This is a genomic window from Mesocryomonas fontinalis, assembly GCF_055730125.2.
Map to the genome: position 1 here is coordinate 158,615 of NZ_JBUZWG020000010.1, position 26,703 is coordinate 185,317.

Consider the following 26,703-nt stretch of genomic DNA (forward strand, 5'->3'; position numbering starts at 1 on the left):
TCATAAGGTCTTCATTTGACCTCGGACCGAACGAACGTCGAACTCTCAACGTCTTCCGGAACAATACCAACTTGCCATTCGGAAATAAGCTAGGATAGCGCGTTCCGGCGCGTAGCTGTGTCGCGAAACGGGGAACGCCGAATGGACATCGAGGACATCCTGACCTTTCTCGAAGTCGCTGAGGCGGGCGGGATATCGTCTGCGGCGCGCAGGCTGGGCGTGTCGAAGTCGATCGGCAGCCGTCGACTTCTGCGGCTGGAGGGAGAGCTTGGCGCGCTGCTGGTGGCGCGGACCACACGCGGCGCAGCCCTGACCGAGGCCGGCGGGCGACCTTCGCGGCCGCCTGCGGGTCGCGATGCCCCTGACCTTCGGCCCAACCCACTTCGCGCCTGTGCTGGCGGACATGGCGCGGCGCCACCCGGAACTCCACGTCCATTCCGTCTACAGCGACCGCTTCGTCGATCTCGTCGCGGATGGTTTCGATTGCGCGGTCCGCGTCGGCTTCCTTCCCGACTCCGAATTGCTCGCCCGCCGGGTCGGGCCGATCTACGGGGCGCTCGTCGCCAGTCCGGACTACGTCCGGCAGCACGGTTCCCCGGGGAAGCCCGACGAGATCGCATCCCATCAGGCGCTCATGCAGGGAACCGAAATCTGGCAGTTCGTCGACGGCGAACGGATCGTCACGGTCAACCCGAAAGGCCGCTTCAAGGCCGAGAGCGCGACTGCGCTCGCTGCCGCGGCGGCGGCGGGCCTTGGTATCGCCTGGCTGCCCAATTGCATGATCTACGACTACCTCGCCGCCGGGGCGCTCATCCCGATCATGACCAAGCATCCGCCGCCCGCCGCCGCCGCCTACGTCGTGCGTTCGCCGGGTCGGCGTCCAGAGCGCAAGGTCGAGGTGATGACGGACCTGATGACCGATCTTTTCGAACAGGATCCACGCTTCAGGTAGGCCGGTCCAGCAGCGCCGGAACGGCCCGAATCTGGGCGGCCGCTCGGCACGGCGTTCCCCTTGGAGCGACACGGTGGCGCGTTTGTCCCGCCTAGTGCGGGCGCCGTATTCGAGGTTAGCTTCCTGCATCGCCGCTCGATGTCCGGATCTGTCCGGGTCGCAGACGGCTTGGCTGCGGACTGTGCGCTTTCCTTTGCGAGGGCAATGGCTGCCGGCTGTTCCGAGAAGGACCACGCGCATGAGCTGGAACCCCGCCCTCGAACCAGGCGCTCCCGACGATGTGGACGCCGACGCGATCGAGACCCTGATCATTCCCCGCTCCCGGGACCTTGGTGGCTTCGAGGTCCGGCGTGCCCTGCCGGCGCCGCAGCGGCAAATGGTCGGGCCCTTCATCTTCTTCGACCAGGCCGGCCTGGCAGAGTTGCTGACGGGCCAAGGCATCGATGTCAGGCCGCATCTGCATATCGGTCTTGGCACCGTCACCTATCTCTATCGCGGCGACTTCCACCACCGGGACAGCACGGGGGCGGACCAGATGATCCGTCCCGGCGAGTTGAACTGGATGGTCGCCGGGCGCGGTGTCACCCATTCGGAGCGGACGTCGGCCGCGGCTCGGAGCGGTCCGAACAGCCTCTTCGGCATTCAGACCTGGCTCGCTCTGCCCGAGAGCCATGAGGACGTGGCGCCCAGCTTCGAGCATCACGGCAAGGCGGCGCTGCCCCTGATCGAGGACAGCGGCGTCTCCGTCCGGCTGATCCTCGGAAGCGCCTACGGAAAGGTCGCCCCCGCGACGATGCTCTCCGAAACCTTCTATGCCGACGTGAAGCTCGATGCGGGCTGCGGGCTGCCGATGCCCGACAATCACGAGGACCGGGGCATCTACATCCTCGAAGGATCGATCGCGGTCGCCGGTCGGGAATACGAGGCGGCGCAGATGATGGTCTTCCGGCCCGGCGACAGGATCACCGTCGCCGCCGGCGAGAGGGGGGCTCGACTGATGATCCTAGGCGGCGCGACGCTCCCGGGGCCACGCTACATCTGGTAGAACTTCGTCGCCTCATCCCGGGAGCGCCTTGAGGAAGCCAAGGCTGAATGGCGTGCCGAGAACTGGGCAAGGGCCGCTTTGATCTGCCGGCCGGCGACCGGGACGAGCACATTCCGCTCCCAAGCTGACCGTTGCCGGCAAGTGCATTGACCGGACGCCGTGTCGGCGTTCGCGATCTGCACCCGCCAATGCGACTTTATCGAAGACCGAAGGGAAATAAGCGTATGAGAAGCAGATGGCCGGAACTCGACTACCTCGGCTGGCGCGAGACCTGCTCTGCCCTCCATCTCTATTTGCAGATCGCGGGAAAGTACCGTCTGGCCCATGCGCCGTGGCTCAACCATTCCTGGAACGCGACCTTCTATATCTCTCCGCGTGGCCTGACCTCGTCGGTCATTCCCGACGGTCCGGGAATCGAGATCCTGTTCGACCTCCACGACCACCGCGTCGTCGGCACCAGCGGGGACGGGCGGACGGCGTCGTTCCCGCTGGGGGCCACCACCGTCGCAGCTTTCTACGCTGAGTTCGGCAAGCTGGTATCCGAACTCGGCGGCACGCCGGTCTTCAACGCTGTTCCAAACGAAGTGCCGAACCCGGTGCCGTTCGCGGAGGACGACCGCGAACGACCCTATGACCGCGATGCCGTCGAGCGCTTCCATCAGGCCGCGCTGGCGGTCAATAAGGTGTTCAAGGCGTTCCGGACCTCCTTTCTCGGCAAGGCGAGCCCGGTTCACCTGTTTTGGGGTGCGCTGGACCTTGCGGTCACCCGCTTTTCCGGCCGGCGCGCGCCGCTGCACCCCGGCGGCGTGCCGGCACTGCCGGACGCCGTGGCGCAGGAGGCCTACGACCGCGAAGTCTCGTCGGCAGGGTTCTGGCCCGGCGGCGGCGGCATCGATTATCCCGCCTTCTATGCCTATGCCTACCCCGCACCAGACGGCTTCCGGGCCGCGCCCGTCCGGCCCGAGGACGCCTTCTGGCATGACGATCTGTCGGAGTTCGTCCTGCCCTATGACGCCGTGCGAACGGCTGCGGATCCGGACGCCCATCTGATGGCGTTTCTCGTTTCGACCTACGAGGCGGCTGCCGAACTTGGGGCCTGGGACCGCGAACTGCTGGAGTGCCTGCCGGGGCAGCCTCGGAAGGTTCGGCCATCCGATCCCGAATTGCCGAAGACTGTTTCAGGACCCTTGGACGCGATGGTCGAGCGGGAGGACGGTGAGTCGAAGGGGCGCTATCGGATGGTCGTCGACGGCACCGAGGCCGAGATGACCTACAGCCGCGCCGGCAAAAGCCTGATGATCATCGACCATACCGACGTTCCCTCTTTGCTCCGGGGTCGCAAGGTCGGCGAGCGGCTGTTGCGCCAGGCGGTCGAGGACGCTCGGCGCGACGCGGTCGCCATCATGGCGCTCTGTCCTTTCGCAAAGGCGCAGTTCGAGCGTCACCCGGAGTGGCAGGACGTGCTCCGCCGGTTCTAGGGGGAGGGCGGCACGAAGACCCCGTTCGACCAACACGCAACCCGTTGGCATTCCGGAATATCCACAGGACCCATCCGCGGTCGTTCCGCCGGAACAGGAGTATGCAAGCCTTCGCAGCCACGGGGATATCGCAACAAGACCTCGCATAAAGCGGTGATGACATGATCGATCTGAACGGGAAGCGCGCCCTAGTGACGGGAGGGTCTCGCGGCATCGGGCCGCGATCGCACTGGCGTTGGCGGAGAACGGCGCCGACGTGGCGTTCACGTATCAGCGCTCCGCCGGGCAGGCCGGTGCAGTCGCTCGATCCATCGAGACGACCGGACGGCGTGCGATCGCCATCCAGGCCGACAGTGCGGACCCGGACGCCATCAACCGTTCTGTCGGCGAAGCCGTTTCAGCCCTCGGCGGGCTGGACATCCTCGTCAACAGCGCGGCGATCGGCCACAACGGAACGATCGCCGACATTGATCTCCATGCATTCCAGATCCTGATGGACATCAACGTGCGCGCGCCTGTGCTGTTTGCGAAGGCGGTCATCCCGCATCTGGCAAACGGGGGACGGATCGTCAGCATTGGGTCGGGTCTCGGGGAGCGCGTTCCCTTCCCGGGCATAACGGCTTACGCGATGTCCAAGGCGGCCCTGACGTCGTTCACCTGTGGTCTCTCGCGCGAGCTTGGTCCGCTCGGCATCACCGTCAATCTCGTCCAACCGGGATCCGTCGATACGGATGCAAACCCGGCCGACGGCGCGGCTGCCGACTTCCAGCGAAGCCTAACGTCTCTCGGTCGGTTCGCCAAGCCGCGCGAGATCGCGAACGCCGTGGTCTTTCTCGCAAGCCCTGCCGCCAGCATCATCACGGGCGCGATCCTCACGGCCGACGGGGGAGCGATCGCGTGATCTCGGGTGACCTGCGGAGATCGTGAGGTTCGCACGCCAGAAGTGAGTCGGGGGAGGCATGCGGCGTCGCCTCATTTTGGCGCGAGCCCGCACGACGGGATGATGGCCGTCAGGCCGCCTTTGCAGTTCGCTCTTCCGGCAGCAGACGGCTCGACCGAGAGGGGCAACTAGTCCGCGACAGCCGGGGATTGCCAACAAGCTTTATCGAGCGAGCCGTGCTGAAAACGCCGTGACGAATTCCGATCAACAGGCACGCATTGGGTGATCGTCGGATGGCTTGACGGTCGCCCGGCGCAACGAACTTACCGCTTTAGCGGAAGGACGACGGTCTCACCGGCCACGTCGATCGAAACCTTTCCGTGAATCCGCTGCGGCCCCTCAAGCAATTCGTGAGCCTCACCCATCCGGGCAAGCGGCAGGACCGCACCGATCACCGGCTTCACGAGGCCGCGCTCGACAAGGGTCGTCAGCCCGTCCAGCTTGCCTCTGTTCTGCCGGGTGAAGACGAAATGGTAGGTGGCGTTCTTGCCCCAGGCCTCCATCAGGTTCTGCGGCTGCGCCGTGTCGACGAGGCTCACGACGCGTCCAAAGTCTGCCAGCGCCATTGGACTTCTCGTGAGGGCGTCCCTGCCGAGGGTGTCGAAGACGACATTCACCCCTTGCCCATCCGTTAACTGCGCGACCGCGTCGACATAGTCCTCCGCCGTGAAGTCGATCACCTCGTCCGCTCCGAGACCGCGGACAAAATCATGGTCGTCTTTCCGCGCGGTCGTGATCACCCGTGCCCCCATCGCCCTCGCCACCTGGATCGCAATGGTGCCGACGCCCCCGGCACCCCCATGAATGAGGATGGTCTCGCCGACCGCGAGCTGGGCGCGCGTGACGAAAGATTCCCAGACGGTTCCGCCAACGAGGGTGAGGCTTGCGGCCTCCAGGTGACTGATGTTCCCGGGCTTGCGGCCGACGAGATCGACATCGGCGACGTGCTGCTCGGCATAGGACCCGGGACCACCGAAAATCTTTGGCGTGTAGTAGACCTCTTCCCCCACGCCGAACTCGCTGACATGGGTGCCGATCTCCTCGACGACCCCCGAGATGTCATGGCCGATGATTGCCGGGAGCGGCACGGAGTCGGGGTAGTCGCCGCGGCGGATCTGGTAGTCGAGGGGATTGACGGCGGTGGCGTGGATACGCACCCGTAGCTGCCGCGGCCCGGCCGGCGGCACGGGAACGTCGCGCAGTTCGAACGCGTCGGCGCTGCCGAAATGGTCCAGGACGATCGCTTTCATGGTGTGCGTCATTTGTAATGGTCCTTTGTGGCAATTTCGACTTGCAGGCAGCCTTCAAGATGCCCGGCGTCTTCGGCGGCAAGTGACGGGAACTGTCGGTGCCATGTCTTCGCGAGGCAGAAGAAGGTCGCCGCGCCAACGTCGATGGCGCCGCGCAGACTCATTGAAGCCAGGTGTCGGGCGGTAGTCAGGTCGTCGCCGAATTCGGTTTGACGTGCTCATCGTAAAGCTGGTCTGGACCTTAAGGAGCGAACTGATCGGCTCACCGAATACCTGTCCCAAGAACGCGCGTCTTGCCAGGCGTCAGGCCACTACTTCGCTGCGGATCGGCAAGACAACAGCTTTGCTTCCGTCTCGGACCCTGTCGTAAAGGTCTATGATGTCCTGGTTCAAAAGTCGAATGCAGCCTGACGAGACCCTCGTACCGATCGTCCACGGCTCCACCGTGCCATGCAGGCGGTAAAGCGTGTCTCGACCATTGCGGTGCAGGTAGAGGGCTCGGGGACCGAGCGGGTTGCCGGGGCCGCCGGGCAGGCCGTTCCGGAGTGGGTCATAGCGGTCCGGCGAACGGGCAATCATGTCCGGCGTCGGCGTCCATTTCGGCCACCTTGCCTTCCAGGCGATCGTCGCCTCTCCCTGGAAGTTGAAGGCCTCGACCTTTCCAACCCCGACGCCGTAGCGCACCGCCCGGCCGTTGCCGAGCACGTACCAGGCGAACCGCTCGTTCGGGTCCACCACCACCGTTCCCGGCGGCTCGCTGGTCACGTAATCCACCTCCCGGCGCAGGAACTTCGGATCGACGATCCGCTTCAGGTCGATCGCCGGTACGGGGAAGGGCTCACCGGGAAGCGCCGCATACATGATGGAATAGGCGGGATCGATCGCCCGTTCCGGCGGTATATAGGGCATCACGACGGGTGACTGTTCCGCCGTCGTCGCGCAAGCCGCGAGCGCCAGCGGCGCCCCGAGCATGAAGAACCGACGATCCATTCCCAAACACCTCTCGATAACGGCTTGAGAACAACAGGTCGAGCGAGCATAAACAACGGCTATACCCCGATGTCACCGATAGCCGTTTGGAATGACAAGATGGACCTGACCGCCGCCCTTCGTGCCTTCGCCCGGACAGTGGAGCGCGGCTCGCTCACGGCTGCGGCCCGCGACCTGTCGCTTTCCCAGCCCGCCGTGTCCAAGCACATCGCCAACCTCGAACACCGCGTCCAGGCACGCCTCCTCGAACGGTCATCCCGGAGCGTCCGTCCGACGGCGGAGGGGCAGGCGCTGTACGATGCGAGCCGGTCGGCGCTCGCTGCGATCGACGCGGCGGTGGAAGGCTTGCAGGCCGATTCCGGCCGCATCGAGGGGACCATCCGCGTCCACGCGCCGTCCTGCATAGGGGCAAAACACTTCCACTCGATCGTCATGGCGTTTCAGCGGGAGCACCAAAGTGTCGCGATCGACCTCGTGCTCGAAAGCCGGACGGTCGACCTCGTGCTCGAGAACTTCGACCTGGCGCTGGTTTATGGTCGTCCAGTGGCGCAGGACGTGGTCATCCGCCGGCTGGGCCTTGTTCGCCGTATCCTTGTCGCAAGCCCTGCCTATCTCGCGCAGCATGGCCCGATCGATACCCTCGATCGGTTGTCGGCGGTGCCGCTGATCACGACACCCCGCTCCGTTACCCCGCAGAACCGCTTGGCCCTGCTTCGGGACGGGACCCAGACCGAGGTGGACGTTTGGTCGATCCTGCGCACCATTGATGCGCATGTGATCGCGCGAACGCTGCTCGATGGCCATGCGGCAGGTCCCGTCCAGCACCTGCTCATCGCCGAGGATCTCGCGGAGGGCCGCCTCTTGCGTATTCTGTCGGAGTACGAGGTGCGCCCGACCGAAATGTTCCTGGCCTATCCCTCGATCAAGTTCATGCGCCCGGCCGTCCGCGCCTTTGCGGCATTTGCGGTCGACCGCCTCGTGAAAATCGAAGGCGTTGAACCATCTCGAGCCCTCGAGAATATCTAATTTCTTATGACGGTGCGAGCAAGGCGCCGCTTCTTACATCCTGCCGGCGTCGTGGGGTGCCGAAACGTGTCATGACGGATGGAGCCGAAAGTCGAGCAAGCGTGGCGCCGCACGCAGCAGGGTGCGAGCGGCGAGATGTTCACCCACGGAACTTCCCCCAATAAAGCTACGTCTGATCGACCAGCGGGGAGGGGGCGCTTTCAATCGCCAGAAGGTTGCGGCGGCGGCGTTCCTCGGCCATCTCGCTGATCGCTGTGCGGACCAGCGGATGCCGCGCCATGAACCGGTCGAAGTCCCGGCGCTCCAGAACGAGGAACCGGCAGTAGTCGATCGCCGAAACGTCTGCCGTGCGGCGTGTGCCGGCGAGCAGTGCCATCTCGCCGAAAAATGCCCCGGCCAGCAACCGGATGCGTTGCTCGGGCGCGTCGATCTCCACCACGCCGCTCGAGATAAAATACATGCCGTCTGGCCGGTCGCCTTTGCGGATCACCTTGGTACCCGGCGCCGCGAGCTTTGGTTGAAACATGAGAAGCAATTCATCCAGCTCATGGCCGCTGACGGAGGCCAGGACCGGAAAGAGATCGAGCAACGCGTTCAGCTCCACCGCCTTGGCATCATGCCTCGCCTCGCCGCGTTGGCGGATGGCGGTCAACTCCTGTTCCAGTTCTGCAAGTCGTGGCCTGCCGAAGGCCTGCAGTCTTGCCGATCCGTTCACGCGGATGCGTGTCTGGATCAGGCCGGCGAGGGAGAAGATGACCGGGTTCAGCGCGATCGAGAACAGTGCTCCCGCCAGAACGAGATCGCGTCCTTCTGCCGGAAGCAGCCCGAGGGCGAAACCGAGACCGATGAGGATGAAGGAGAATTCGCCCACCTGCGCCAGGCCCGCCGAGACGACGAGGCCGAGATTGACGGGAAAACGAAGCAGCAGCACCAGTGCGAGAGCGATCAGTCCTTTGCCGAAGATGATCAACGCGATGACCGCGACCACCGCCAGCGGCTGCCGAATAAGGATCGACGGATCGAACAGCATGCCGACGGAGACGAAGAAGAGCACCGAGAAGGCGTCCTGCAGCGGCAGGGAATCCGCTGCGGCACGATGGCTGAAGTCGCTTTCGCTCAACACGACTCCGGCGAAAAAGGCGCCGAGCGCAAAGGAGACGCCGAAGATCTCGGCCGAACCGAACGCGATGCCGATGGCGATGGCGAGCACGGAGAGGGTGAAGAGTTCCCGCGAGCCGGTTCGGGCGACGCTCGCGAGTACCCAGGGCACGACCTTCGGTCCGAGGAGCAAGGCGAGGGCGCCGAAGGCTGCAACCTTTCCAAGCGTGATGGCCAGCGTCAGCAGAAGCGAACCTTCCTCCGACGGCATGGCGCCGTGGCCTTCGCCGGCGCCGAGCGGGTGACCACCCAACAAGACGGCGAACGCTGGAAGCAGCACGAGGACCAGCACCATGGCCAGATCCTCGACGATCAACCAGCCGACGGCGACGCGACCGGCAGGGGTGTCGAGGAGGTTGCGCTCCTCGAGCGCTTTCAAGAGCACAACGGTGCTGGCGACCGCGAGACTGAGGCCGAAGACGATGCCGGCGCCGAGCGACCAGCCGAGCAGATGCGACAGGCCGATGCCGAGTAGCGTCGCGAGGACAAGCTGGCCGACTGCGCCGGGAATGGCCACCCTGCGCACTGCCATCAGGTCGGCAGCGGAAAAGTGCAGGCCGACGCCGAACATCAGGAGGATGACGCCCATCTCTGCCAACTGACCGGCAATCTGGCCATCGGCGACGAAGCCCGGCGTGAACGGTCCAACGGCGATGCCGGCGACGAGATAGCCGACCAGCGGCGGGAAACGAAACCGTTCGGCCAAGTAGCCAAAAGCAAAAGCCAACATGAAGCCGACCGCAACGGTAGCTATAAGCGCAGTGTCATGCGGCATGGGGCTTGTCTTTTCCAAAAAATCAAGTGGGGCGACGACTGCTCAGATATCACTGTTGCTAGCGGTACCATGATCGGACATCACGCGGCTTCGGCAAGTTTCGCTCTACTCTCAATCTTTTTCTTATGTTCGACTACTGATGTGTGGATTTCTAGATGTTCGCCGCAGAACGGAACGTTCGATTATGGCGTCAAATAAAGCCGGAAATCATTTCCGACTCGCGTGGAATGCCGACAGGCAGGTTCCGGAACTCAGCTTAGGGAAGAGGACAATCGCGGGGAGAAGTCTTAAAGGCGTCCCAGACGACCATTGCGCTATTCACCGCCGCGTCGAGGGCTTGGGCTTGGACGCCGTCACGGGCCTGGATCGAAAATCCAAGGAGCATGCCGTCGATCATCGTTGCGAGGCTGAGAGGATTCGTATCCTTGCGCAGTTCTCCGGACGCGATGGCCGTCCTGACGCAGCGCAGGATGGCTTCGCGGTTCACCTGCCTTTCGGCCGCGGCCAGTGTTCCGAGGGGCTCGTTCTCCTTCGAAGACACGCTTGAGGACAAGACGACCAGGCAGCCGGTTGGATGGGACGTGTCCGTCTGCATGCGCGCCGAAAGCCGCAGGGCCTGCTCGATCGCTTCCCGGGGCGGCAAGGTCTCATCCTTGAGAGAAGCGGTGACTAGCCCGTGCGTTTCGAGGTAGAGGGCAATCACCTCTCGGTAGAGTGCTTCCTTCGAGCCGAATGCCGCATAGAAGCTTGCCGACGAGATCCCGCCCATGCCCCGTTTGAGCTGGTCGAGGGACGTCGCATCGTAGCCATGTTGCCAGAACAGGTGCATCGCGCCCGTGAGGGCGTCGTCGCGATCGAAACCTCTGGGGCGACCCGTCCTGGCCATGCGTTCTCCTCCTGCCGATGACATCTGAACTAATCAGTCCACTAGTTGTTGACAAGGCGCCGCTAGCTGGGCAGTTGTGGATCAATTGATCCACAAAAGGATACGGCATGTCCCCGAACATCTCCGACGCGACCGCATCAGACGAGCTCGACAGGCTGCCCCTCGCGGCGCTGCTTGCGCTCGCCATGACAGGCTTCACGGCGATCCTGACCGAAACATTGCCCGCCGGGCTGCTGCCACAGATCGCCGAGGGCCTCGACGTGTCGCAGGCCTTGGCCGGGCAACTCGTGACCCTCTACGCCGCGGGCTCCCTGCTCGCAGCGATTCCGCTGACCTTTCTGACGCAGGGACTGCGACGCAAGCCGACGCTTCTCGCCGGGATCGTCGGCTTTCTCGCCTTCAATACCGTCACCGCCTTCTCGAATGACTATACGCTGACGCTGGTGGCGCGATTCCTCGCCGGCGTCGCGGCGGGCCTCGCCTGGGCGATCCTCGCCGGCTATGCACGCCGGATGGTGACCGATCGCCTTAAGGGCAAGGCACTGGCCATCGCCATGGTCGGCACGCCCATCGCCCTGTCGCTGGGCGTTCCTGCCGGGTCCTTCCTCGGCGCCGCGGTGGGATGGCGGTCCTCGTTCCTCGTCATGTCCGCCACGACGATCGTCCTCGTCGCTTGGGTGATGTGGAAGGTCCCCGACTTTGCCGGCCAGCCCAGCGGCAAGCGGCTCTCGATCGGGCACGTGTTCCGGACGCCGGGAGTCCGGCCCATCCTCCTGACCATCTTTGCCTGGATGACCGCGCACAACATCCTCTACACCTACATCGCCCCGTTCGCCGCCCGTAGCGGGCTGGACGACCGGGTCGACCTGTTGCTCCTGGGCTTCGGGCTCGCGGCCCTTGTCGGCATCTGGGTGACGGGGCTTCTGGTCGACCGCATACTCCGTCCGCTCGTCCTGACCAGCCTTGTTGCCTTCGGCGCCGTTGCCCTGATGCTGGGTGTCGCGGGCGACATCGCGCCAGTCGCCATCGCGGGCATCATCGTTTGGGGATTGTCCTTCGGCGGGGCCGCGACGCTGCTCCAGACCGCATCCGCCGATGCGGCGGGGGACGGCGTCGATCTGGCGAATGCGATGATCACCACGGTCTGGAACACGGCCATCGCCGCGGGCGGCACCGTGGGCGGCCTGCTGCTCGAGCATGGGGGCGCCGGCACGTTTCCTTGGACCATGCTGCTTCTCGTCGCCGCAGCGCTTGTGCTGGCGACCGTAGCCCGAGATCACGGCTTCAAGCCGGGGCCTCGCGCCTTGGCCTGAATGCATTGGCACTGAAGAGCGATCATTTCGGCCGGCAGAACCGTCCGGTCCGAAGCATGCTAGTCGCTCCAGAAAGTGGCTTTCCCTGCCGTGCGACGGCTCGTTCAATGTCACAGGCACTTTCAGGTGCGTAATGGACTTACGCATTGGTCGGTCCTCATAACACCACGCGACCGAAAGGAACGGGACGATGGATCTGCAGATCAGTGGAAGGGTGGCGATGGTCACCGGCAGCAGCAAGGGCATCGGTGCCGGGATCGCGAGAGGGCTTGCGAGAGAGGGGGCAATCATAATCGTCCACGGCAGGGACCTTGCAAAAGCGGAGGAGGTTGCGCACGACATCGTCGCCGAGGGCGGACGAGCCGAGGTCGTGACGGGGGACCTCACTAGCGATGATGAGGTCCGCCGCCTTGTCGACCGGGCGCAAGCGCTTGCGGGCCCGGTGGAAATCCTCGTCAACAACGCTGGTGGCTCAGGACCTGCCGAGGATTGGACGACGACACGCCCGGAGACATGGGCGAGCGGCTACGATCGCAATACCCTTGCCGCCGTCCGAATGATCCTTTCGCATTCCCCAGTCCTTGAAGTGCCGTCGATCGACTTTCTGTTGCTGAAAGCAGACGACTTCATGGTTTCGGCCGTCAGCAAGAATCCTGTCGAACAAGGGAACAACGACGGACTCGTCGCCTTCGAGAATTTGCACGAACTGAAAGCCGTCGAATGCGATCACGCCGCCGATGTTGAGATCGCGGTTGGCGGCTTGAGACCACTCGACGATCGATCGGTAGTCGGCATGCCCGCATCCAGTGGATGCGATGCTCGCGAAGGTCAGGCGTTGCAGCATGATGCCCCCCGCAGGCCCAACCGACCTGCCGCGATTGGAGACGATAGAACGTCTATCCTTTCAGCTTTGGCATCGCTGTCGGTTGTCGCCCGCGGACGCTTGCTCGTCCTCACCGTCGCTGCCTAGCTGCGTACAAACTCGCATCATCACTTGACCACCCGGCCAACAGGAAAGGCACGAGGTCGGCCTCGACAGGCTTCCCGAAAAGATAGCCCTGTGCGACGTCACAGTTCCAATTCCTGAGCATCTCCGCCTGCGCCGCCGTCTCGACACCCTCGGCGACGACGCCGATGCCAAAACTCTGAGCGAGCTCGATGCACATGTTGACGATGGCCGCGGACTCCCGGTTCTCCCGCATGTCGCCGACGAACGTCTTGTCAATCTTCAGCCATTGCACTGGGAGTTGCCGAAGATGGGTCAGGGACGCGTGGCCCGTGCCGAAGTCATCGAGGGCGATCGCGACGCCATCATCACTCAGCACCTTCAGCGCGTCACCGATGTCTCCGGAAGCGTCACCGAGGAAAACGGTCTCCGTCACTTCGAGCTCGAGGGTTTCCGTCGGCAGGCGGAATGCCGCCATGCTGTCCAGGATCGTGGTGGCAAGGTCGCCCCGGGTAAACTCAGCCGCGGAAACGTTGATCGCAACAGCACCGAAGGGAACTCCCTGCTGTCGCCACGTTGCCATGTCCGCCATGACTAGGGCACGCATCCGATGGCCAATCTCGACAGAAAGGATAGGGTCCTGAAAAGCTTCCCAGATCGTCAGCGGCGACTGGATGCCGAGGATCGGATCGCTCCAGCGAAGGAGCGCCTCGAACCCGACGATCTTCCCGCTACCGAGGGCCACCTTCGGTTGGTAGTACGGAACGATGGCGTCACGCTCGAGCGCGTTGCGGGCGCGGTCGAGGACCGTGATCCGTGCTTCGAGGCGCTCAGCAAGTTCCGCGCGGAACATGACAGATTGGTTCCGCCCCTCGTCCTTGGCAGCATACAGCGCGAGATCTGCGCACCGCATGATCTCGGTTGCCGTGGAAGCGTGCAGGGGAAACAATGCCTGCCCCACGCTAGCCGAGCAGTAAAAGCTGAACCGCTCGTGCTCCATAGGTTGACGAAGAGCGACACTGATTTGGTCGGTCAACGACCGAAGTTCTTCATCCGTCGCGCCCTTGGTCATGATGATGCCGAATTCGTCGCCGCCAAGGCGCGCGACAACGTTCGGAGCCTGGACTATCGTCGCGAGCCTGTCCCCGACGGCAACGAGCAGCGCATCCCCTGTCTCGTGGCCCATCGTGTCGTTGATACGCTTGAACTGGTCGAGGTCGAGGATCAGCAGCGCAAGGTTTTGACCCGGCACAATGCTGTCGATCGCAGCTTCCAACACATCCTTGAAGAGGGTGCGGTTAGGAAGCCCGGTCAACGCGTCGTGCGTCGACGTCCACTCCAGCGTCGATTGTCGCACCGCTAGAAGCTCGGCATTCCGGTGAAGATCCATGTTGGCGGCGTGGAGACGGATCTGGGCGACGACAAGATGAGCGAGTTGAGCCAGACGACGTCGATCCGCGTCCGAGAACGACCGCGGGTCCGAATCTAGGACGCATAGAGCGCCGAGCCGGACGCCGGGCTCCCATTCCAAGGGGGCACCGGCATAGAACCGAACATGCGGCTCTCCCGTCACGTAGGGGTTAGAGGAGAAGCGTTCATCGTCCCGGGCATCGGGGACGACGAGCACCTCGTCCCGTAGGACGGTGTAGTTGCAGAACGCAGTCCCGCGAGGCAGGGAAGGGGCCTCGATACCGATCCGCGCCTTCAGCCATTGATGCTCCTCGTCCAGAAGCGTTACGACCGCCATCGGCATTCCGAACATGTCGCTTGCCAGGGCACAGATCTGATCCATCCCCGGATCGGTCCCGGAAATGATGTCGAGCGCCTTCAAGACGCTCAAGCGGCGTTCTTCGAGAGACGTATCACTCATGCGACGGCGCCAGTTTTGTATGAGGGTTGCGGCTCGCCGTGGCCACATGGATTAAACGGAAACAACGTATCAAAGTGGCTGCATAAACAGCGATATGCGAGTTATATCTCGCAAGTTTTGATCACGCGCTTATTAAAGCGAACCTTAGGCCCAACCCATTGGAATAACAATGTCTGTTTAATAATTGCCGAGCGAGGAATGCTGGGGGGAATTTCGATGGAGCCCAATGGGGCCGAATACTTACCGCGGAAACCCTTGTCCGTGTGCTCGTGACCAAAGCCTTCTTGATTCGAGCGCCCAGATCACGCAAGCCGGACGCCCCAAGCGCGGTACCCTATGCAGCGTTTGGGAAGGGTTGCTTGTTGACCAGGGGCGAGACGATCGCACGCAACGTGGGCAAGTCGAAGGGCTTCTTCAGGACCGGGACGTTGACCATGTCAGCAGGAATACCCAGGTCCTCGCCATAGCCCGTGGCGAAGACGAACGGCACCCCGAGCTTCAGCAGACAGGCGGCAACTGGAAGCGATGTCTCGCTACCGAGATTCATGTCGAGCACCGCAAAGTCCGGTGCTTTGAGCTGGATCAGGCGCAGGGCGTCCCGAACCGACGAAGCCGTCTCGACGGCTGTCGCGCCGAGCCGCATCAGCATGTCCTCGCTCTCGAGGGCGATGATAAGGTTGTCCTCGACAAGCAGCACCTTGCCGATGAGCGGACGGTCTTCCTCTCGAACGGCCGTCACCGGTGCCGGAACTCTCAGGGGCTTCGCGGTCGACACGGAGAACAAGTGCCCCGGGATGACGAAAGTCGCCTTGACCCCCATCAGGAGGTACTGGATCTCCGCTTCGCCCTTCAGCTCGTACGGGATCGACCGTTCGATGATGGTCGTCCCGAACCCGCGACGTGTCGGGGCTTGGACGGGAGGGCCACCTCTTTCCTGCCAGTCAATGACGAGGCTTCCTTGGGGGTAGCGGTCGAGCGTGATGGTAATCGTGCCGTGGCTGTCCGCGAAGGCGCCATACTTGGCCGAGTTCGTCATCATCTCGTGGAAGACCAAGGCGAGCGTCGAGAATGCCGGCGGTTCGAGCAGCACGTCGTCTCCGACGATCTCGACACGTCCCGCCTTAGCGCCAAGGTAGGCGGCCGCCTCCAGCCGGATAAGCTCGTGTAGCGAACTCGGTCCCCAACTCCTCGCCGTGATCTGGTCGTGCGCTCGCGCCAACGCCTGGATTCGCCCGCCGATCACGGAGGCGAAGTCCTCAAGGGTTTCTGACCCGGCACGGCTCTGCGTCACCAGCGCACGGATCAGGTTCAGGATGTTGCGGACCCGGTGGTTCAATTCCGCGATCAGGAGCTCCTGATGTGCTTGCGTCGCCCGGCGGTCCCGGTCCGCGGCCTCGGTCATCTTCAGGATGACATCGAGGATGGTGGTGCGCAGCCCTTCCGCGATCCGGATGTCGGCGTCGCTCCAAGGCACTGACTGCCCCCTGACGATCTCCTGCCACGCCTCGAAGCTCTTGCGCGGCCTCAGGCGCTCACCGTCTGCCGCCTGAACGGACAGCTTGAGCGGCTGCCCGGCCCAGGTGACCGGGCGCGACGCCTCCCTGCGGAAGTAGAAGAGATAGTCGCCCGGCACCCGCGAGATCGGGATGGCCAGCATTCCCGAGGCAGTCCCCGCGTATTCGCGGGCGGCCTCGAAGATGCTGCCGAGACCACCTGTCGCGAACATTCGCTCGTCGCCGCGGCTTTCCAGCCAATGGGCAAGGGCGCCGACCTGGTCGTCCGTGGGCGCCGTGCCGGCTGAAGTGACCTTGCCGGCGATGACCACGGCAGCTCCGTCCGACTTTACGATGCCCGAGAGGTCGGGAAGAACATCGGCGAGGTCGGCAGTGGTGGCGCACTTGATCGCCAGTGCTCCGACGAGATGGGCATGCGCCACCCGCGCATCCGCCTCGTATAGGAAGTCGGCTTCCCGTTCTCGGCTCTCGAGGATCCACGAGAACATCTGGCCGTAAAGCTCGACAGCGCTGCGGCTCTCGAACGCGAGCTGGCGCGGCTCCGAATGGTGACAGGCGAGAAGGCCCCACAGCTTGCCGCCGCGCATCACCGAGACCGACAGAGATGCGGCGACCTCCATGTTGCGCAGGTACTCGAGGTGGACGGGCGAGACGGCCCGCAGCACGCTCATTGACAGGTCGAGGTGCGCCGCGTCCACGCCGGGCCTTGCCATGAGCCGTGCGGGCACTGCGTCGACGTCCGAGATCACCCTGAGCCAATTGCGCTCGTAGAGCCGCCGCGCCTGCTGGGGAATGTCGCTGGCTGGGTAGTGCAGTCCGAGATACGGGACCATGCCGGACTTGGCAGACTCCGCGACAACCTCTCCGGACCCGTCGTGGTCGAAGCGGTACAGCATGACCCGGTCGAACCCGGTCAGCACGCGGACGTGCCGGGTCGCCTCCCGAAGGAACGAACGCAGGTCCGTCGTCTGCTGGAGTCGCTCAATCAGCGACTGAACCTGGTGGCTGGAGTTCTTGCCGTCCAACGCCGCAGGCTCGGCCTCGACGATAACCAGACCACCAGACATGTGAATGGCGACGTCGAACGGCGCAGCGTTGGCAAGGAGGCTCAGGCCGAAGATACGCTCGACGAGGGAGGTGTCGCGGACGACTTGCAGGCGGCCCCGGATATCGTGGACCGCATCGGCGCGGAACAGCTCGACCATGAGAAGACCGAGCGCATTTGGGGCGGGAAAGCCAAGCCAGTTGCCTGCATTCTCGGATACGTTGACGGCCGTCCAGTCGCTTGCGAACGCGATGAGGAACCCGAATGGCTGAATAGAACCGGGAATGTGGATGGGCTCGAGATCACAGGCCGACGTATCCGCCAAGTCGACGATGTTCACCGTGATTGCGCGTTCCATGGCGTCGCCCCTATCGGCAGCCGGATGAAGAAATCGTCTTTATGTGGGCAATGCATCATCAAGCGGGCCGTGGTCACGGAGTGACGGCCACATCAGAGTGAGAATATGCGGAGAGGCGGATCGACGGTCGCGAGGATGCTGGCGTAAGCCAAATTCTGCGCCTGCCATCACTACGCGGCATTGTGGGTGAAAGATACACCTCCTGCCGTACAGCACGACAGCCCGGTCAACCGCCTGCAATGATGCATCCGGCAGCCTGACGCGGCTTTTGTGTCGGCCTCTACCTGAATCGTTGGAACAGCATGACGATACCCCTATGGGCCGGGTTCGAATGCGGCCATCTCGGATGGTCCAACCACGACCTGCTGAAATCGACGCTCCATCTCCCCAGGGACCGTATGGCCGCGCATTACGCGGTCGCGCAGTCCCATGGACTGCTCCGTGCCCGAGATGGGCTGCCATGGCGACACGGAGTGGAAGCACGGCTGCGCGTTGCCGAAGATGCCGGAATGGACGTCGTCTGGGACCTCAGCCACTTCGACCGTCCCGAGGACCCTGTCGTCCATGCACGCATGGCCGCCAGAGCGGCCAACGCTTCGGCCCCCTTCTGGATCTGCCCGGTAAACGAGCCCGCTATGTATCCGGTACTGGCCGGCATGCCGCGTCATGAGGCGGTCGACATGGCGATCACGATGACACGGGTTGCCAAGGACCATCACCCGGACGTCCGAGTCCTGACGACGGACCCGATCAACGGCGTCGGCGACAGGCAGTTCGAATGCACCGACGCACTCGTGGCCAGCGGCCTCGTCGACGTCATCGGCGTGAACTACTTCCCGCATACGGCGCGAACTCGGCTGTCGAAGGTGCTTAGCAAAGCCGCCAAGCGCTACGACTTGCCGATCATGGTTGCGGAAACGAGCTGGCACGACGGACACCACGAGCAGGAACGACGCTATCCCGGCTGGAACAAGGGGATGTGGCTACGTCATGTGCTAGACGAGGTGAATGTCGCAAAGGCGAAGGGAGCCGAGGTGGTGGGTGTCTGCTGGTATCCGCTGATCGACAGTCCGCCTTGGCACACCCCGCGGTCGCGGAACAGGTGGTCTCATGGCCTCATCCGTGCCGACCTCTCGGTCGATCCGAACCTTTCGGAGGCGCTGCGACCTGTCAGGCACCGGGCTGGGCAGCTTGCCTTCGAGTTTGCGTAGGCCGTGGGCGTTCGTATCCCCGTCCGGTCTTAAAACGCCTGTACTCACACGGTCAGGCAAGATACCCGAGGTCAATCTGGACCCGTCGCATGTCGCGTGCCGGCGGCAGCCCGAAGAAGCGAGCGTATTCCCGGCTGAACTGCGATGCGCTCTCATAGCCGACCTCGAACGCCACTGCGGCAGCGCTCTCCGCCCCGGCGATCAGTAGGGTGCGCGCTTGTAACAGGCGAATCTGCTTCTGGAACTGGAGCGGGCTCATGGCGGTGGCCGACTTGAAGTGGCGATGGAAGGCCGACGCGCTCATTGCCACCATCTCCGCCAACGCTTCGACGCGCATTGGGCTCTGGAAGTTGCCGCGGATCCACTGGATGGCTTGGCGCATCCGCGACAGGGCGGTGTCCGGCATGGCGATGTCGCGCAGCATGCTGCCATGTGGGCCTTGCAGCACCCGGTAGAGTATCTCCCGCTCGTAGGCCGGAGCGAGAACGGGGATGTCGGCGGGCCGGCTCATCATCCGCAGCATCCGAAGCCAAGCATCGAGCAGGTCCGGGGTGACGGACGCGACCGAGAAGCCGCCGCCCTGCACGGCCGTGGATGCAGCCGGCGGCGCGCTGGCGACCACGGACGCGACGATGTGCGGGTCGATCGTCAGGCTGACCGCAAGATAGGGCTCGCCCTCCTCCGAGGGGTGGACCGAGCCGACCGCCGGCAGGTCGATCGACATGACGAAGTAGCTCGCCGGATCGTAGTCCAGCGTCCTGTCGCCGATGGTCATCGACTTCCGGCCCTGGAGGATGAGGTTGACCATCGGGTCGTAGACGGCCGCGAGCTCGTGCTCGGGCACCTTGCCCTGCACCATCGCGACGCGCGGGATGCCAGTTTCAGTCCGCCTGTTTCCGGCGTGCGCGGCCAGGACACGCAGTTCATGCAGTTGGTTTTCCATGGATCGACCCTTGCAGTCCGCGCTCCGACGTACAACCCATGAAGCAGGAATAGGCAAGAAGCGGGCAGGATCGGGCGCGATCCCGGAGTAGTCCCCGCGATAGAAAGGAGCCACGGACACCAGCGGAGAACATCCATGAAGATCGCCATCATCACCGGCGCCAGCCGCGGCCTTGGCCGGAGCACCGCGCTTCACTGTGCCAAGCGCGGCAGCGGCGTGATCCTCACCTACAACAGCCATCCCGATGGCGCCGAAGAGGTCGTGCGGACCATCGAAGCCGAGGGCGGCAAGGCCGTGGCGCTGAAGCTCGACGTTGCCGACACCCGCTCGTTCTCAGCCTTCCGGAACAGCGTTGTGGCAGCGCTGGCCATCTGGGGCCGCACGGACTTCGACCACCTCGTCAACAACGCCGGATACGGACTCTACAACCCGATCGAGACGGTGACCGAGGCCGAGTTCGACGGCCTGTTCGCCGTCCACTTGAAGGGCCCGTTCTTTCTGACCCAAACGGTGCTGCCGCTGATGGCGCGTGGCGGGCAGATCGTCAATTTGACCAGCGCTACCAGCCGCGTAGCCACAGCCGGCGTCGCGCCCTATGCCGCCTTCAAGGGTGGGCTCGAGGTACTGACGCGCTACATGGCCAAAGAGTTCGGCGACCGCGGCATCCGCGCCAATGCCATCTCGCCCGGCCCGATCCGCACCGATCTCGGCGGCGGGCTGAATGACGAGTTCGAGGCGCTACTGGCCGGCCAGACCGCTCTCGGCCGGGTCGGCGAGCCCGGTGATATCGGCCGGATGATCGCCAGCCTCCTCTCCGACGACAATGCGTGGGTGAACGCCCAGACCATCGAGGTCTCCGGCGGCTACGTCATCTGATCAACGCTATTCCGTCAAATCAGGAGAGCCACATGCTCGACCACGTCTTCATCTCGGTCAGCGACCTCGACCGCTCTATCGCCTTCTATACCGCCGCGCTTGCGCCGCTCGGGATCAGCGACCGCGTCGACTACGACGGCGCCGACGGTCCCCCGGGGCATCCGGACCTCAAGGGGTTCGGCTGCGACGGCCGGATCTTCTTCTGGCTGCGGCAGGGCATCGTGGAGGGCCGTGCCGCGCATGTCGGCTTCGTCACAACATCCAACGCCGCGGTCGATGCCGCATATGCAGCGGCGATGGCCGCCGGGGCGATCGACAACGGCGCTCCGTCGGCCCGGCTCTACTACGACCCGCGCTACTACGCCGCCAACGTGCTCGACCCCAACGGCTACAGCCTCGAGTTCGTCCACAAGAGCTGGCAGCAGCCAGAGGTGCACCCATGAACCAGGATGTGACGATGCGCCGGGCGGCGAATGCTCTGGTGGCGGCGACCAACGCCTTCGACGTCGAGGCGGCCGTCTCGCTCTTCACGCCGGACGCGGCGATCGACGATCCCTCGACGGGCTATCGGTTCGACGGGCACCCCGGCGTCCGCGACTATCTCACGCAATTCTTCGTCGGGTACCACACCGTTACGTGTCTCCTGTCGGTCGAGATCGGCGATAGGCAAGCGCGCGTGCGGGTCGACTTCACCGGAGACTTCGGTCACGAGATCGGGCGGCTGGATATCTCGGTCGAACCCGACGGCTTGATCTCTCGCATCGACGCGGATCTCGAGTGACGGCCGTCTGCTGTTCCGCCGCAGACGCTGACACCGTCACTCTCACTCGGCAGGGGCCAGATGAAACGAAGCCCCCACACGCCGCCAGGCGATGATGGCCGCAAGGAGGGCGATGATCGCGCCGCCTGCGAAGGCGGCGGGCAGGCCCGAGGCGAACTGCCCGGGGATGGCGGCGAAGGCATAGACCGAGGTGATGGCCGCGATCCCGAGCGCCCCGCCGATCTGCTGGTCCATCTGAAGGAGGCCCGAGACGGTGCCAGCATGCTCCTCCGGCACGCCGTGCATGATCGCGACTGTGCCCGGCGCAAAGATCAGCGCAATGCCCACGGCATGGATCAGCAACGGCACCAGCACGCCGGGAAAGTAGCGGCTCTCGTCAGACAGGAGGGCGAACCCGACCATGCTGATGGCGACGATGAGGCTGCCCGCGACGAGCAGCGCGCGGATGCCAAACCTCGCGATCATCCGCGGCGCGAAGTGGGTGATGGCAAAGACCGTGATGGTGAGGGGCATGTAGCCGAGACCTGCGCCAAGCGGCGTCCATCCGAGCACGCGCTGGAGATACTGCACGAGCAGGAACAGGACAGCAAAATGCGTTCCGACGATCAGCGCCATCACCGAAAGCCCGCCGAGGCGAGACGGGTTCGCCAGCAGGCCGATGTCGAGGAGCGGCGCCGCGTGGCCTTTCTCGACTTTGAAGAAGACGGCGAACAGGATCGCCGCGACCCCGAAGGACGCGAGCGTCGTGGCTGTCGCCCAGCCGTTGTCGGCAGCACTGATGAAGCCATAGACCAGGGCGACCGAGCCGATCGTCGCGGTGAGCGCCCCGATGACGTCAAGCTTTGCAGGCTTGGGATGGGTTTCTTCCACGAGCCGACCGATCGCGGTCACCACGAGGATGCCGACCGGCACGTTGATGAGCAGCGCCCAGCGCCACGACAGGAAGTCGGTCAGGACCCCGCCGAGGATCAATCCCGCCGAGGCGCCGACCGAGGACACGGCGGTGAACAGCGACAGTCCGCGTTCCCGCTCCGCTTCGTTGCGCGCCATCACCATGACCAGAGCGAGGACGCTCGGGGCCGCCAGTGCCGCACCGATGCCCTGCATCACCCGTGCGGCAATCAGCACCGACGGCAGTTGCGCGAGTCCACCGAGAAGACTGGCGAAGACGAACACGACCAGCCCGATCCTGAAGGCGCGAACCTGTCCCATGATGTCACCCAGCCGGCCGCCGAGAAGAAGCAGGCCACCGAAAGCCAGACCGAAAGCGTTCGGCACCCAGGTCAGCGCCGCGGCGGTGAAGCCGAGGTCTTCCTGAATCCGGGGCAGGGCCACGACCACGATCAGAAAATCCATCGCAAGCATGAGCTGGGCGGCGAGAACGATCCACAGTGCCCACGCACGGCGTCGCGGCGTGAGAGCAAGGCTCGCACGGTTCGAGGTTGCCATGACGGCTTACTCCTGAGGCTGATGGCTGGACCCGTCGACACGATCGGGCCGATCGGCCTTTGACTTCTAATCAGAGGCCGTACTTCCGGGACGGGTCGGTCGTTCAGTACCCGACGCCGCGCACGCCGCCGGCGGCCCGGATCGACTCACCGGTCACCCAGTGCGCGTCGTCAGATGCGAGGAAGACGGCTACCGGCGCGATGTCCTCGGGCTCGCCAAAGCGGCCGAGCGGCGTTCCAGCGATCGTCCGCTCCCCCAGATCGCCGACGAACTTGCCTTCGGTGGCCGGGGTGTTCGTTGCACCGGGCAGGATCGAGTTCACGCGGATGCCACGGGGCCCGAGCTCGCGTGCCAGGGCGAAGGTAAGCGTGTCGACAGCACCCTTTGTCGCCGCATAGACGCTGGTTCCCCCAGCGGGGTCGGTACTAAGGATCGAGCTGATGTTGATGATGCTGCCGCCCCGCTCGCCGAAGAGCTTGACCGCTTCCCGGATCGCCAGGAGGTAGCCGAGAACGTTGAGGTCGAACTGCGTGTGGAATGCTTCTTCGGTGAGATCCTCGACCATTTCGAAGACGGCAACGCCAGCGTTGTTCACGAGCACGTCGAGCGAGCCATAGTCCGTCTTGACCAAATCGAATAGGCGAGCCACGTCGGCTGACTTGCTCATGTCGGCCTGTACCGCGATCGCTCTACCACCTGCTGCCTCGATCGAGGCAACGACTGCGTCGGCCCGGGATTGGCTCGTTGCATAGTTCACGACGACGGTCGCTCCCGAGGCCGCGAGTCCCTTGGCGATGCAGGCACCGATGCCGCTAGAAGCGCCTGTGACGACAGCGATCTTTCCGGAAAGTTTCACGTGCCTGGTCCTTTGGATGGGGGATGTGCGTCAGCGCGTGCGCTTTCGACGGCGAAACTGGGCGCCCGGCCCGAGGGCCGGACGCTGTGCTTTCCGGTCTGCGAGGGGGCCGGTTAGTAGCCGGCGCCGCGCACGCCGCCTGCCGCGCGGATCGACTCGCCGGTCACCCAGTGCGAATCTTCGGAGGCTAGGAAGACGGCCGTCGGCGCGATGTCCTCGGGCTCGCCGAAGCGGCCGAGCGGCGTGCCGGCGATCAGCGTCTTGCCAAAATCGCCGGCGAAATTGCCGTCGGTGAGGGGGGTGTTGGTGTGTCCCGGCAGGATTGAGTTCACCCGGATTTTGCGGGGGCCGAGTTCGCGGGCCAGCGCGAACGTCATGGTGTCGACCGCACCCTTCGTTGCCGAATAGACGCTCGTCGAGACGGCCGGGTCGGTGCTGAGGATCGAGCTGATGTTGACGATGCTGCCGCCTTCCTCGCCGAAGAGCTTTACCGCTTCCCGGATCGCCAGGAAGTAGCCAAGCACATTGACGTTGAACTGCTTGTGGAAGGCCTCCTCGGTGAGGTCCGCGACCATCTCGAAGGCCGAGACACCAGCGTTGTTGATGAGCACATCCAGCTTGCCGAAGTCGTTTCTGACCGTTTCGAACATGCGTACGACGTCCGCCGATTTGCTCATGTCCGCCTGGATCGCGACGGCCTTGCCTCCCTTTGCAAAGATCTGCTCTACGACGGCGTCGGCCCGCGGCTTGCTGGTGGCGTAGTTCACGATGACGGTTGCGCCCTCGGCGCCGAAGGCCCGGGCGATCCCTGCACCGATGCCGCTCGACGCGCCTGTGACGACTGCGATCTTGCCATTCATTCTCATGAGACTGTCCTTCAGGGTGTGTATTCGGGGAAGAGCGAGTGTCGCTCCCTGCCTCCACGATATGGCGATGCCAGCTTCCAGCCCCATGCCGCATCCTCCCGCATTTCTGCCTGATCCTATCGACCTGCCTTGTTCCTCCTGACAGCCCGTGCCATCTGGTGTGTCATGATCAAAGCGATGGATGAGCTGCGTGGCATCGTAATGCGCGCGGGAAACAGGTGGGCCGGGACCGGACTTCCGCGGGTTTCGATGGTCCGGTCGGAAGCCTGCTCCGATCAGGTCCTGGAGCCGATGCTCCACCTGGTTCTGCAAGGTGCGAAGAACCTGTCGATCGGCGATCGGACGCTTCGGCTGGATCAGGCGAGTTACCTCGTCGTGCCAGTCGACGTCCCGGCGACGGGCGAGGCGGAGTCACTTGCTCCCGACCAGCCCTATCTGGCGGTAAGCCTGAAGCTTGACCCGGCGATGATCGCCGCGATGATGGCCGAGCTCCATGAGAACGGGTTGACGCCGGATCCGACTGGCTTTGCCGTCACCACCGCTACGCCGGAGATCATCGACGCATGGTTGCGGATGATGCGGCTGATCGATCGCCCGGAAGAGGTGCAAATGCTTGCGCCTTTGATCGAGCGCGAGATCCTATTCCGCGTACTGATCGGCCCGCAGGGCAACAAGCTGCGTGAGATCATCTGCGCCGAAAGCCGGCTCGCACAGGTCCGCCCCGCCATTGCCTGGATCAGGGACAACTACGCCGAACCCATTCGGAACGAGGCACTGGCCGCCATGGCGGGCATGAGCGTCGCCGTCTTCTACCGCCACTTCAAGGCCGTGACCTCGATGGCGCCCATCCAGTATCAGAAGAACACCCGGCTCCTGAAGGCACGGCGGCTGCTGATGTTCGAGTCCAAGGATGTAGGGGCTGCGGCGTTTGCCGTCGGATACAAGAGTGCGTCCCAGTTCGGTCGGGAATATGCGCGGATGTTCGGCCTGCCGCCAGCGCGCGACGCGGCACGTTACCGGGTGTCGGCCGCGGTCGAGGACAGTGTCCCGTTCAGCCGCACGGAAGCCAAAACCCGGCAGCCCGAAATTGCATCGTGAGCAAGAGCCTGGAGTATATTCCAGCCGTGAGCCGGGGGTGACGGGGCACCCCTCGGCTATGCGGCACATCCAAGGTCGCGCAGGACGACAGCCGCGTCCGTCGCGGGCGGACTGCCGAAGAAGCGCGAATACTCCCGGCTGAACTGCGATCCGCTTTCGTACCCGACCTCCAAGGCCACGGCCGACGTGCTCTTTCCCCCCGCGATCAGAAGCGTCCGCGCCTGGAGCAGGCGAACCTGCTTCTGGAACTGAAGCGGGCTCATCGAGGTCGTACGCTTGAAGTGGCTATGGAAAGCCGATGGGCTCATGGCGGCGATCTCCGCCAGCATCTCCACCCGAAGCGGGTCGGCGAAGTTCGTTCGGATCCACTGGATCGCAAGCCGGATGCGCGACAGCGCAGTGTCGGGCGCTGCCATCTCCCGGAGCTTGGAGCCGTGCGGGCCTTGCAGAACCCGATAGAGGATCTCGCGTTCGTAGACGGGCGCAAGAATCGCGATCTCTTTCGGGTGATCGATCAGCCGCAGCATGCGCATCCAAGCATCGAGGAAGTCAGGCGTTACCGTAGCAACCGCAAAGGCGCCTGGGATGGCATCCGGTATTGGCGCCGCTTCGTGGGAAAGCATCGGTCCCAGAATGTCGGGATCGATCGTCAGACTGACCGCGAGATACGGCTCCCCTGAAGGAGCCGGATGAAGTGCGCCGACCGCTGGCAGATCCAGGGACAGGACGAAGTAGGTCGCAGGATCGTAGAGCAGAGTGCTGTTGCCAATGGTCAGCGACTTGCTGCCGCGAAGGACCACGTTGACCATCGGGTCGAATACGGCCGTCAGTTCGTGCTCGGGGATCTGTCCTTGAACCACTCCTACCCGGGGGATGCCCGTTCCGGTCTGACCTTTGTCGACGAGCAATGCCAGGGCGCGCAGTTCGGCGAGTTGGTTTTCCATGCCGATGGTGTGGTCCCCCTGGCGCCATACGGCAACCCTGAAAGGAATAGGCAGGATCGAAGGAGGATCAGGCGCAGAAGCCACGTGCGCCAACTCGTAGAAAGGGCTCGGGCTTCAGGAGAGGCCGGCGCAC

The 26,703-nt window shown here is 64.1% G+C and carries 20 protein-coding genes and 3 pseudogenes; 12 read left to right on the forward strand and 11 right to left on the reverse strand.

Features of this window, described 5'->3' with window-relative positions; translation table 11 throughout:
• The first annotated feature begins 141 nt into the window (after positions 1–141).
• From ACZL02_RS21620 to ACZL02_RS21635, 4 genes and pseudogenes are all read left to right on the forward strand, one after another.
• Positions 142–952: pseudogene (locus ACZL02_RS21620) on the forward strand (LysR family transcriptional regulator).
• A 238-nt stretch (positions 953–1,190) separates the two neighbouring features.
• A pseudogene (locus ACZL02_RS21625) lies at positions 1,191–2,125 on the forward strand (pirin family protein).
• A 96-nt stretch (positions 2,126–2,221) separates the two neighbouring features.
• Positions 2,222–3,475 carry a DUF5996 family protein gene (locus ACZL02_RS21630; protein WP_472939561.1) on the forward strand — a complete coding sequence of 418 codons (1,254 nt, stop codon included), beginning with the start codon at positions 2,222–2,224 and terminating at the stop codon, positions 3,473–3,475.
• A gap of 161 nt (positions 3,476–3,636) precedes the next feature.
• A pseudogene (locus tag ACZL02_RS21635) lies at positions 3,637–4,376 on the forward strand (SDR family NAD(P)-dependent oxidoreductase).
• Positions 4,377–4,678: 302 nt separating this feature from the next.
• Here the strand turns inward: ACZL02_RS21635 and ACZL02_RS21640 are convergent.
• Both ACZL02_RS21640 and ACZL02_RS21645 read right to left on the reverse strand, forming a co-directional pair.
• A complete protein-coding gene (locus ACZL02_RS21640) occupies positions 4,679–5,677 on the reverse strand; it encodes a zinc-dependent alcohol dehydrogenase family protein (protein ID WP_472939562.1) in 999 nt (332 codons plus the stop codon).
• A 291-nt stretch (positions 5,678–5,968) separates the two neighbouring features.
• A complete protein-coding gene (locus ACZL02_RS21645) occupies positions 5,969–6,661 on the reverse strand; it encodes a L,D-transpeptidase (protein ID WP_472939563.1) in 693 nt (230 codons plus the stop codon).
• A gap of 93 nt (positions 6,662–6,754) precedes the next feature.
• On the opposite strand from ACZL02_RS21645, the gene ACZL02_RS21650 reads away from it, so the two are divergent.
• Entirely contained in the window at positions 6,755–7,681 is a 927-nt protein-coding gene (locus tag ACZL02_RS21650) for a LysR family transcriptional regulator (protein WP_472939564.1), read from the forward strand.
• Between the two features lie 166 nt (positions 7,682–7,847).
• On the opposite strand, the gene ACZL02_RS21655 is transcribed toward ACZL02_RS21650, so the two are convergent.
• Positions 7,848–9,614 (reverse strand): cation:proton antiporter domain-containing protein, encoded by a 1,767-nt coding sequence (locus ACZL02_RS21655; RefSeq protein WP_472939565.1) that lies wholly within the window; start codon positions 9,612–9,614, stop codon positions 7,848–7,850.
• A gap of 256 nt (positions 9,615–9,870) precedes the next feature.
• Positions 9,871–10,500 (reverse strand): TetR/AcrR family transcriptional regulator, encoded by a 630-nt coding sequence (locus ACZL02_RS21660; RefSeq protein WP_472939566.1) that lies wholly within the window; start codon positions 10,498–10,500, stop codon positions 9,871–9,873.
• A 107-nt stretch (positions 10,501–10,607) separates the two neighbouring features.
• Here ACZL02_RS21660 and ACZL02_RS21665 point away from each other — a divergent pair, with 107 nt between their 5' ends.
• Entirely contained in the window at positions 10,608–11,813 is a 1,206-nt protein-coding gene (locus ACZL02_RS21665; protein WP_472939567.1) for an MFS transporter, read from the forward strand.
• A 190-nt stretch (positions 11,814–12,003) separates the two neighbouring features.
• Entirely contained in the window at positions 12,004–12,783 is a 780-nt protein-coding gene (locus tag ACZL02_RS21670; RefSeq protein WP_472939568.1) for an SDR family NAD(P)-dependent oxidoreductase, read from the forward strand.
• Here the strand turns inward: ACZL02_RS21670 and ACZL02_RS21675 are convergent.
• Complete coding sequence (locus tag ACZL02_RS21675; RefSeq protein WP_472939569.1) at positions 12,767–14,599, reverse strand: sensor domain-containing phosphodiesterase; 1,833 nt, start codon at positions 14,597–14,599, stop codon at positions 12,767–12,769. The two genes, ACZL02_RS21670 and ACZL02_RS21675, sit on opposite strands and share 17 nt — an antisense overlap.
• 364 nt (positions 14,600–14,963) lie before the next feature.
• Entirely contained in the window at positions 14,964–17,546 is a 2,583-nt protein-coding gene (locus tag ACZL02_RS21680; RefSeq protein ID WP_472939570.1) for an HWE histidine kinase domain-containing protein, read from the reverse strand.
• A 302-nt stretch (positions 17,547–17,848) separates the two neighbouring features.
• On the opposite strand from ACZL02_RS21680, the gene ACZL02_RS21685 reads away from it, so the two are divergent.
• Positions 17,849–18,757 carry a glycoside hydrolase family protein gene (locus ACZL02_RS21685; protein ID WP_472939571.1) on the forward strand — a complete coding sequence of 303 codons (909 nt, stop codon included), beginning with the start codon at positions 17,849–17,851 and terminating at the stop codon, positions 18,755–18,757.
• Between the two features lie 52 nt (positions 18,758–18,809).
• Here ACZL02_RS21685 and ACZL02_RS21690 read toward each other — a convergent pair whose 3' ends face one another.
• Complete coding sequence (locus tag ACZL02_RS21690; RefSeq protein WP_472939572.1) at positions 18,810–19,700, reverse strand: AraC family transcriptional regulator; 891 nt, start codon at positions 19,698–19,700, stop codon at positions 18,810–18,812.
• A gap of 135 nt (positions 19,701–19,835) precedes the next feature.
• On the opposite strand from ACZL02_RS21690, the gene ACZL02_RS21695 reads away from it, so the two are divergent.
• Genes ACZL02_RS21695 through ACZL02_RS21705 form a run of 3 tightly spaced genes read left to right on the forward strand, consistent with a single transcriptional unit; the run spans position 19,836 to position 21,357 of the window.
• Positions 19,836–20,576, forward strand: coding sequence for an SDR family NAD(P)-dependent oxidoreductase (locus tag ACZL02_RS21695; protein WP_472939573.1), 741 nt, complete (start codon positions 19,836–19,838; stop codon positions 20,574–20,576).
• A 32-nt stretch (positions 20,577–20,608) separates the two neighbouring features.
• The gene (locus tag ACZL02_RS21700) at positions 20,609–21,019 is read left to right on the forward strand and encodes a VOC family protein (RefSeq protein WP_472939574.1); all 411 of its coding nucleotides are present in this window, start codon (positions 20,609–20,611) and stop codon (positions 21,017–21,019) included.
• Positions 21,016–21,357: a nuclear transport factor 2 family protein gene (locus ACZL02_RS21705; RefSeq protein WP_472939575.1), complete on the forward strand. Its 342-nt coding sequence runs from the start codon at positions 21,016–21,018 to the stop codon at positions 21,355–21,357. The genes ACZL02_RS21700 and ACZL02_RS21705 overlap by 4 nt, the downstream gene beginning before the upstream one ends.
• Positions 21,358–21,399: 42 nt before the next feature.
• On the opposite strand, the gene ACZL02_RS21710 is transcribed toward ACZL02_RS21705, so the two are convergent.
• From ACZL02_RS21710 to ACZL02_RS21720, 3 genes are all read right to left on the reverse strand, one after another.
• Positions 21,400–22,806 carry an MFS transporter gene (locus tag ACZL02_RS21710; RefSeq protein ID WP_472939576.1) on the reverse strand — a complete coding sequence of 469 codons (1,407 nt, stop codon included), beginning with the start codon at positions 22,804–22,806 and terminating at the stop codon, positions 21,400–21,402.
• A 103-nt stretch (positions 22,807–22,909) separates the two neighbouring features.
• Positions 22,910–23,662 carry an SDR family NAD(P)-dependent oxidoreductase gene (locus ACZL02_RS21715; protein WP_472939577.1) on the reverse strand — a complete coding sequence of 251 codons (753 nt, stop codon included), beginning with the start codon at positions 23,660–23,662 and terminating at the stop codon, positions 22,910–22,912.
• A 113-nt stretch (positions 23,663–23,775) separates the two neighbouring features.
• Complete coding sequence (locus ACZL02_RS21720) at positions 23,776–24,528, reverse strand: SDR family NAD(P)-dependent oxidoreductase (protein WP_472939622.1); 753 nt, start codon at positions 24,526–24,528, stop codon at positions 23,776–23,778.
• A gap of 165 nt (positions 24,529–24,693) precedes the next feature.
• On the opposite strand from ACZL02_RS21720, the gene ACZL02_RS21725 reads away from it, so the two are divergent.
• Positions 24,694–25,626 carry an AraC family transcriptional regulator gene (locus ACZL02_RS21725; RefSeq protein WP_472939578.1) on the forward strand — a complete coding sequence of 311 codons (933 nt, stop codon included), beginning with the start codon at positions 24,694–24,696 and terminating at the stop codon, positions 25,624–25,626.
• 56 nt (positions 25,627–25,682) lie between these two features.
• Here the strand turns inward: ACZL02_RS21725 and ACZL02_RS21730 are convergent, their stop codons facing one another.
• Positions 25,683–26,570 (reverse strand): AraC family transcriptional regulator, encoded by an 888-nt coding sequence (locus ACZL02_RS21730; RefSeq protein WP_472939579.1) that lies wholly within the window; start codon positions 26,568–26,570, stop codon positions 25,683–25,685.
• Positions 26,571–26,703: the final 133 nt, after the last annotated feature.

What these genes read in the sequence shown, in the direction of transcription:
- ACZL02_RS21630 (WP_472939561.1), top strand. Translation starts at nt 2,222, where the DNA reads ATGAGAAGCAGATGGCCGGAACTCGACTACCTCGGCTGGCGCGAGACC.
- ACZL02_RS21640 (WP_472939562.1), bottom strand. Translation starts at nt 5,677, where the DNA reads ATGACGCACACCATGAAAGCGATCGTCCTGGACCATTTCGGCAGCGCC.
- ACZL02_RS21650 (WP_472939564.1), top strand. Translation starts at nt 6,755, where the DNA reads ATGGACCTGACCGCCGCCCTTCGTGCCTTCGCCCGGACAGTGGAGCGC.
- ACZL02_RS21655 (WP_472939565.1), bottom strand. Translation starts at nt 9,614, where the DNA reads ATGCCGCATGACACTGCGCTTATAGCTACCGTTGCGGTCGGCTTCATG.
- ACZL02_RS21660 (WP_472939566.1), bottom strand. Translation starts at nt 10,500, where the DNA reads ATGGCCAGGACGGGTCGCCCCAGAGGTTTCGATCGCGACGACGCCCTC.
- ACZL02_RS21665 (WP_472939567.1), top strand. Translation starts at nt 10,608, where the DNA reads ATGTCCCCGAACATCTCCGACGCGACCGCATCAGACGAGCTCGACAGG.
- ACZL02_RS21670 (WP_472939568.1), top strand. Translation starts at nt 12,004, where the DNA reads ATGGATCTGCAGATCAGTGGAAGGGTGGCGATGGTCACCGGCAGCAGC.
- ACZL02_RS21680 (WP_472939570.1), bottom strand. Translation starts at nt 17,546, where the DNA reads ATGGAACGCGCAATCACGGTGAACATCGTCGACTTGGCGGATACGTCG.
- ACZL02_RS21685 (WP_472939571.1), top strand. Translation starts at nt 17,849, where the DNA reads ATGACGATACCCCTATGGGCCGGGTTCGAATGCGGCCATCTCGGATGG.
- ACZL02_RS21690 (WP_472939572.1), bottom strand. Translation starts at nt 19,700, where the DNA reads ATGGAAAACCAACTGCATGAACTGCGTGTCCTGGCCGCGCACGCCGGA.
- ACZL02_RS21695 (WP_472939573.1), top strand. Translation starts at nt 19,836, where the DNA reads ATGAAGATCGCCATCATCACCGGCGCCAGCCGCGGCCTTGGCCGGAGC.
- ACZL02_RS21700 (WP_472939574.1), top strand. Translation starts at nt 20,609, where the DNA reads ATGCTCGACCACGTCTTCATCTCGGTCAGCGACCTCGACCGCTCTATC.
- ACZL02_RS21705 (WP_472939575.1), top strand. Translation starts at nt 21,016, where the DNA reads ATGAACCAGGATGTGACGATGCGCCGGGCGGCGAATGCTCTGGTGGCG.
- ACZL02_RS21710 (WP_472939576.1), bottom strand. Translation starts at nt 22,806, where the DNA reads ATGGCAACCTCGAACCGTGCGAGCCTTGCTCTCACGCCGCGACGCCGT.
- ACZL02_RS21720 (WP_472939622.1), bottom strand. Translation starts at nt 24,528, where the DNA reads ATGAGAATGAATGGCAAGATCGCAGTCGTCACAGGCGCGTCGAGCGGC.
- ACZL02_RS21725 (WP_472939578.1), top strand. Translation starts at nt 24,694, where the DNA reads ATGATCAAAGCGATGGATGAGCTGCGTGGCATCGTAATGCGCGCGGGA.
- ACZL02_RS21730 (WP_472939579.1), bottom strand. Translation starts at nt 26,570, where the DNA reads ATGGAAAACCAACTCGCCGAACTGCGCGCCCTGGCATTGCTCGTCGAC.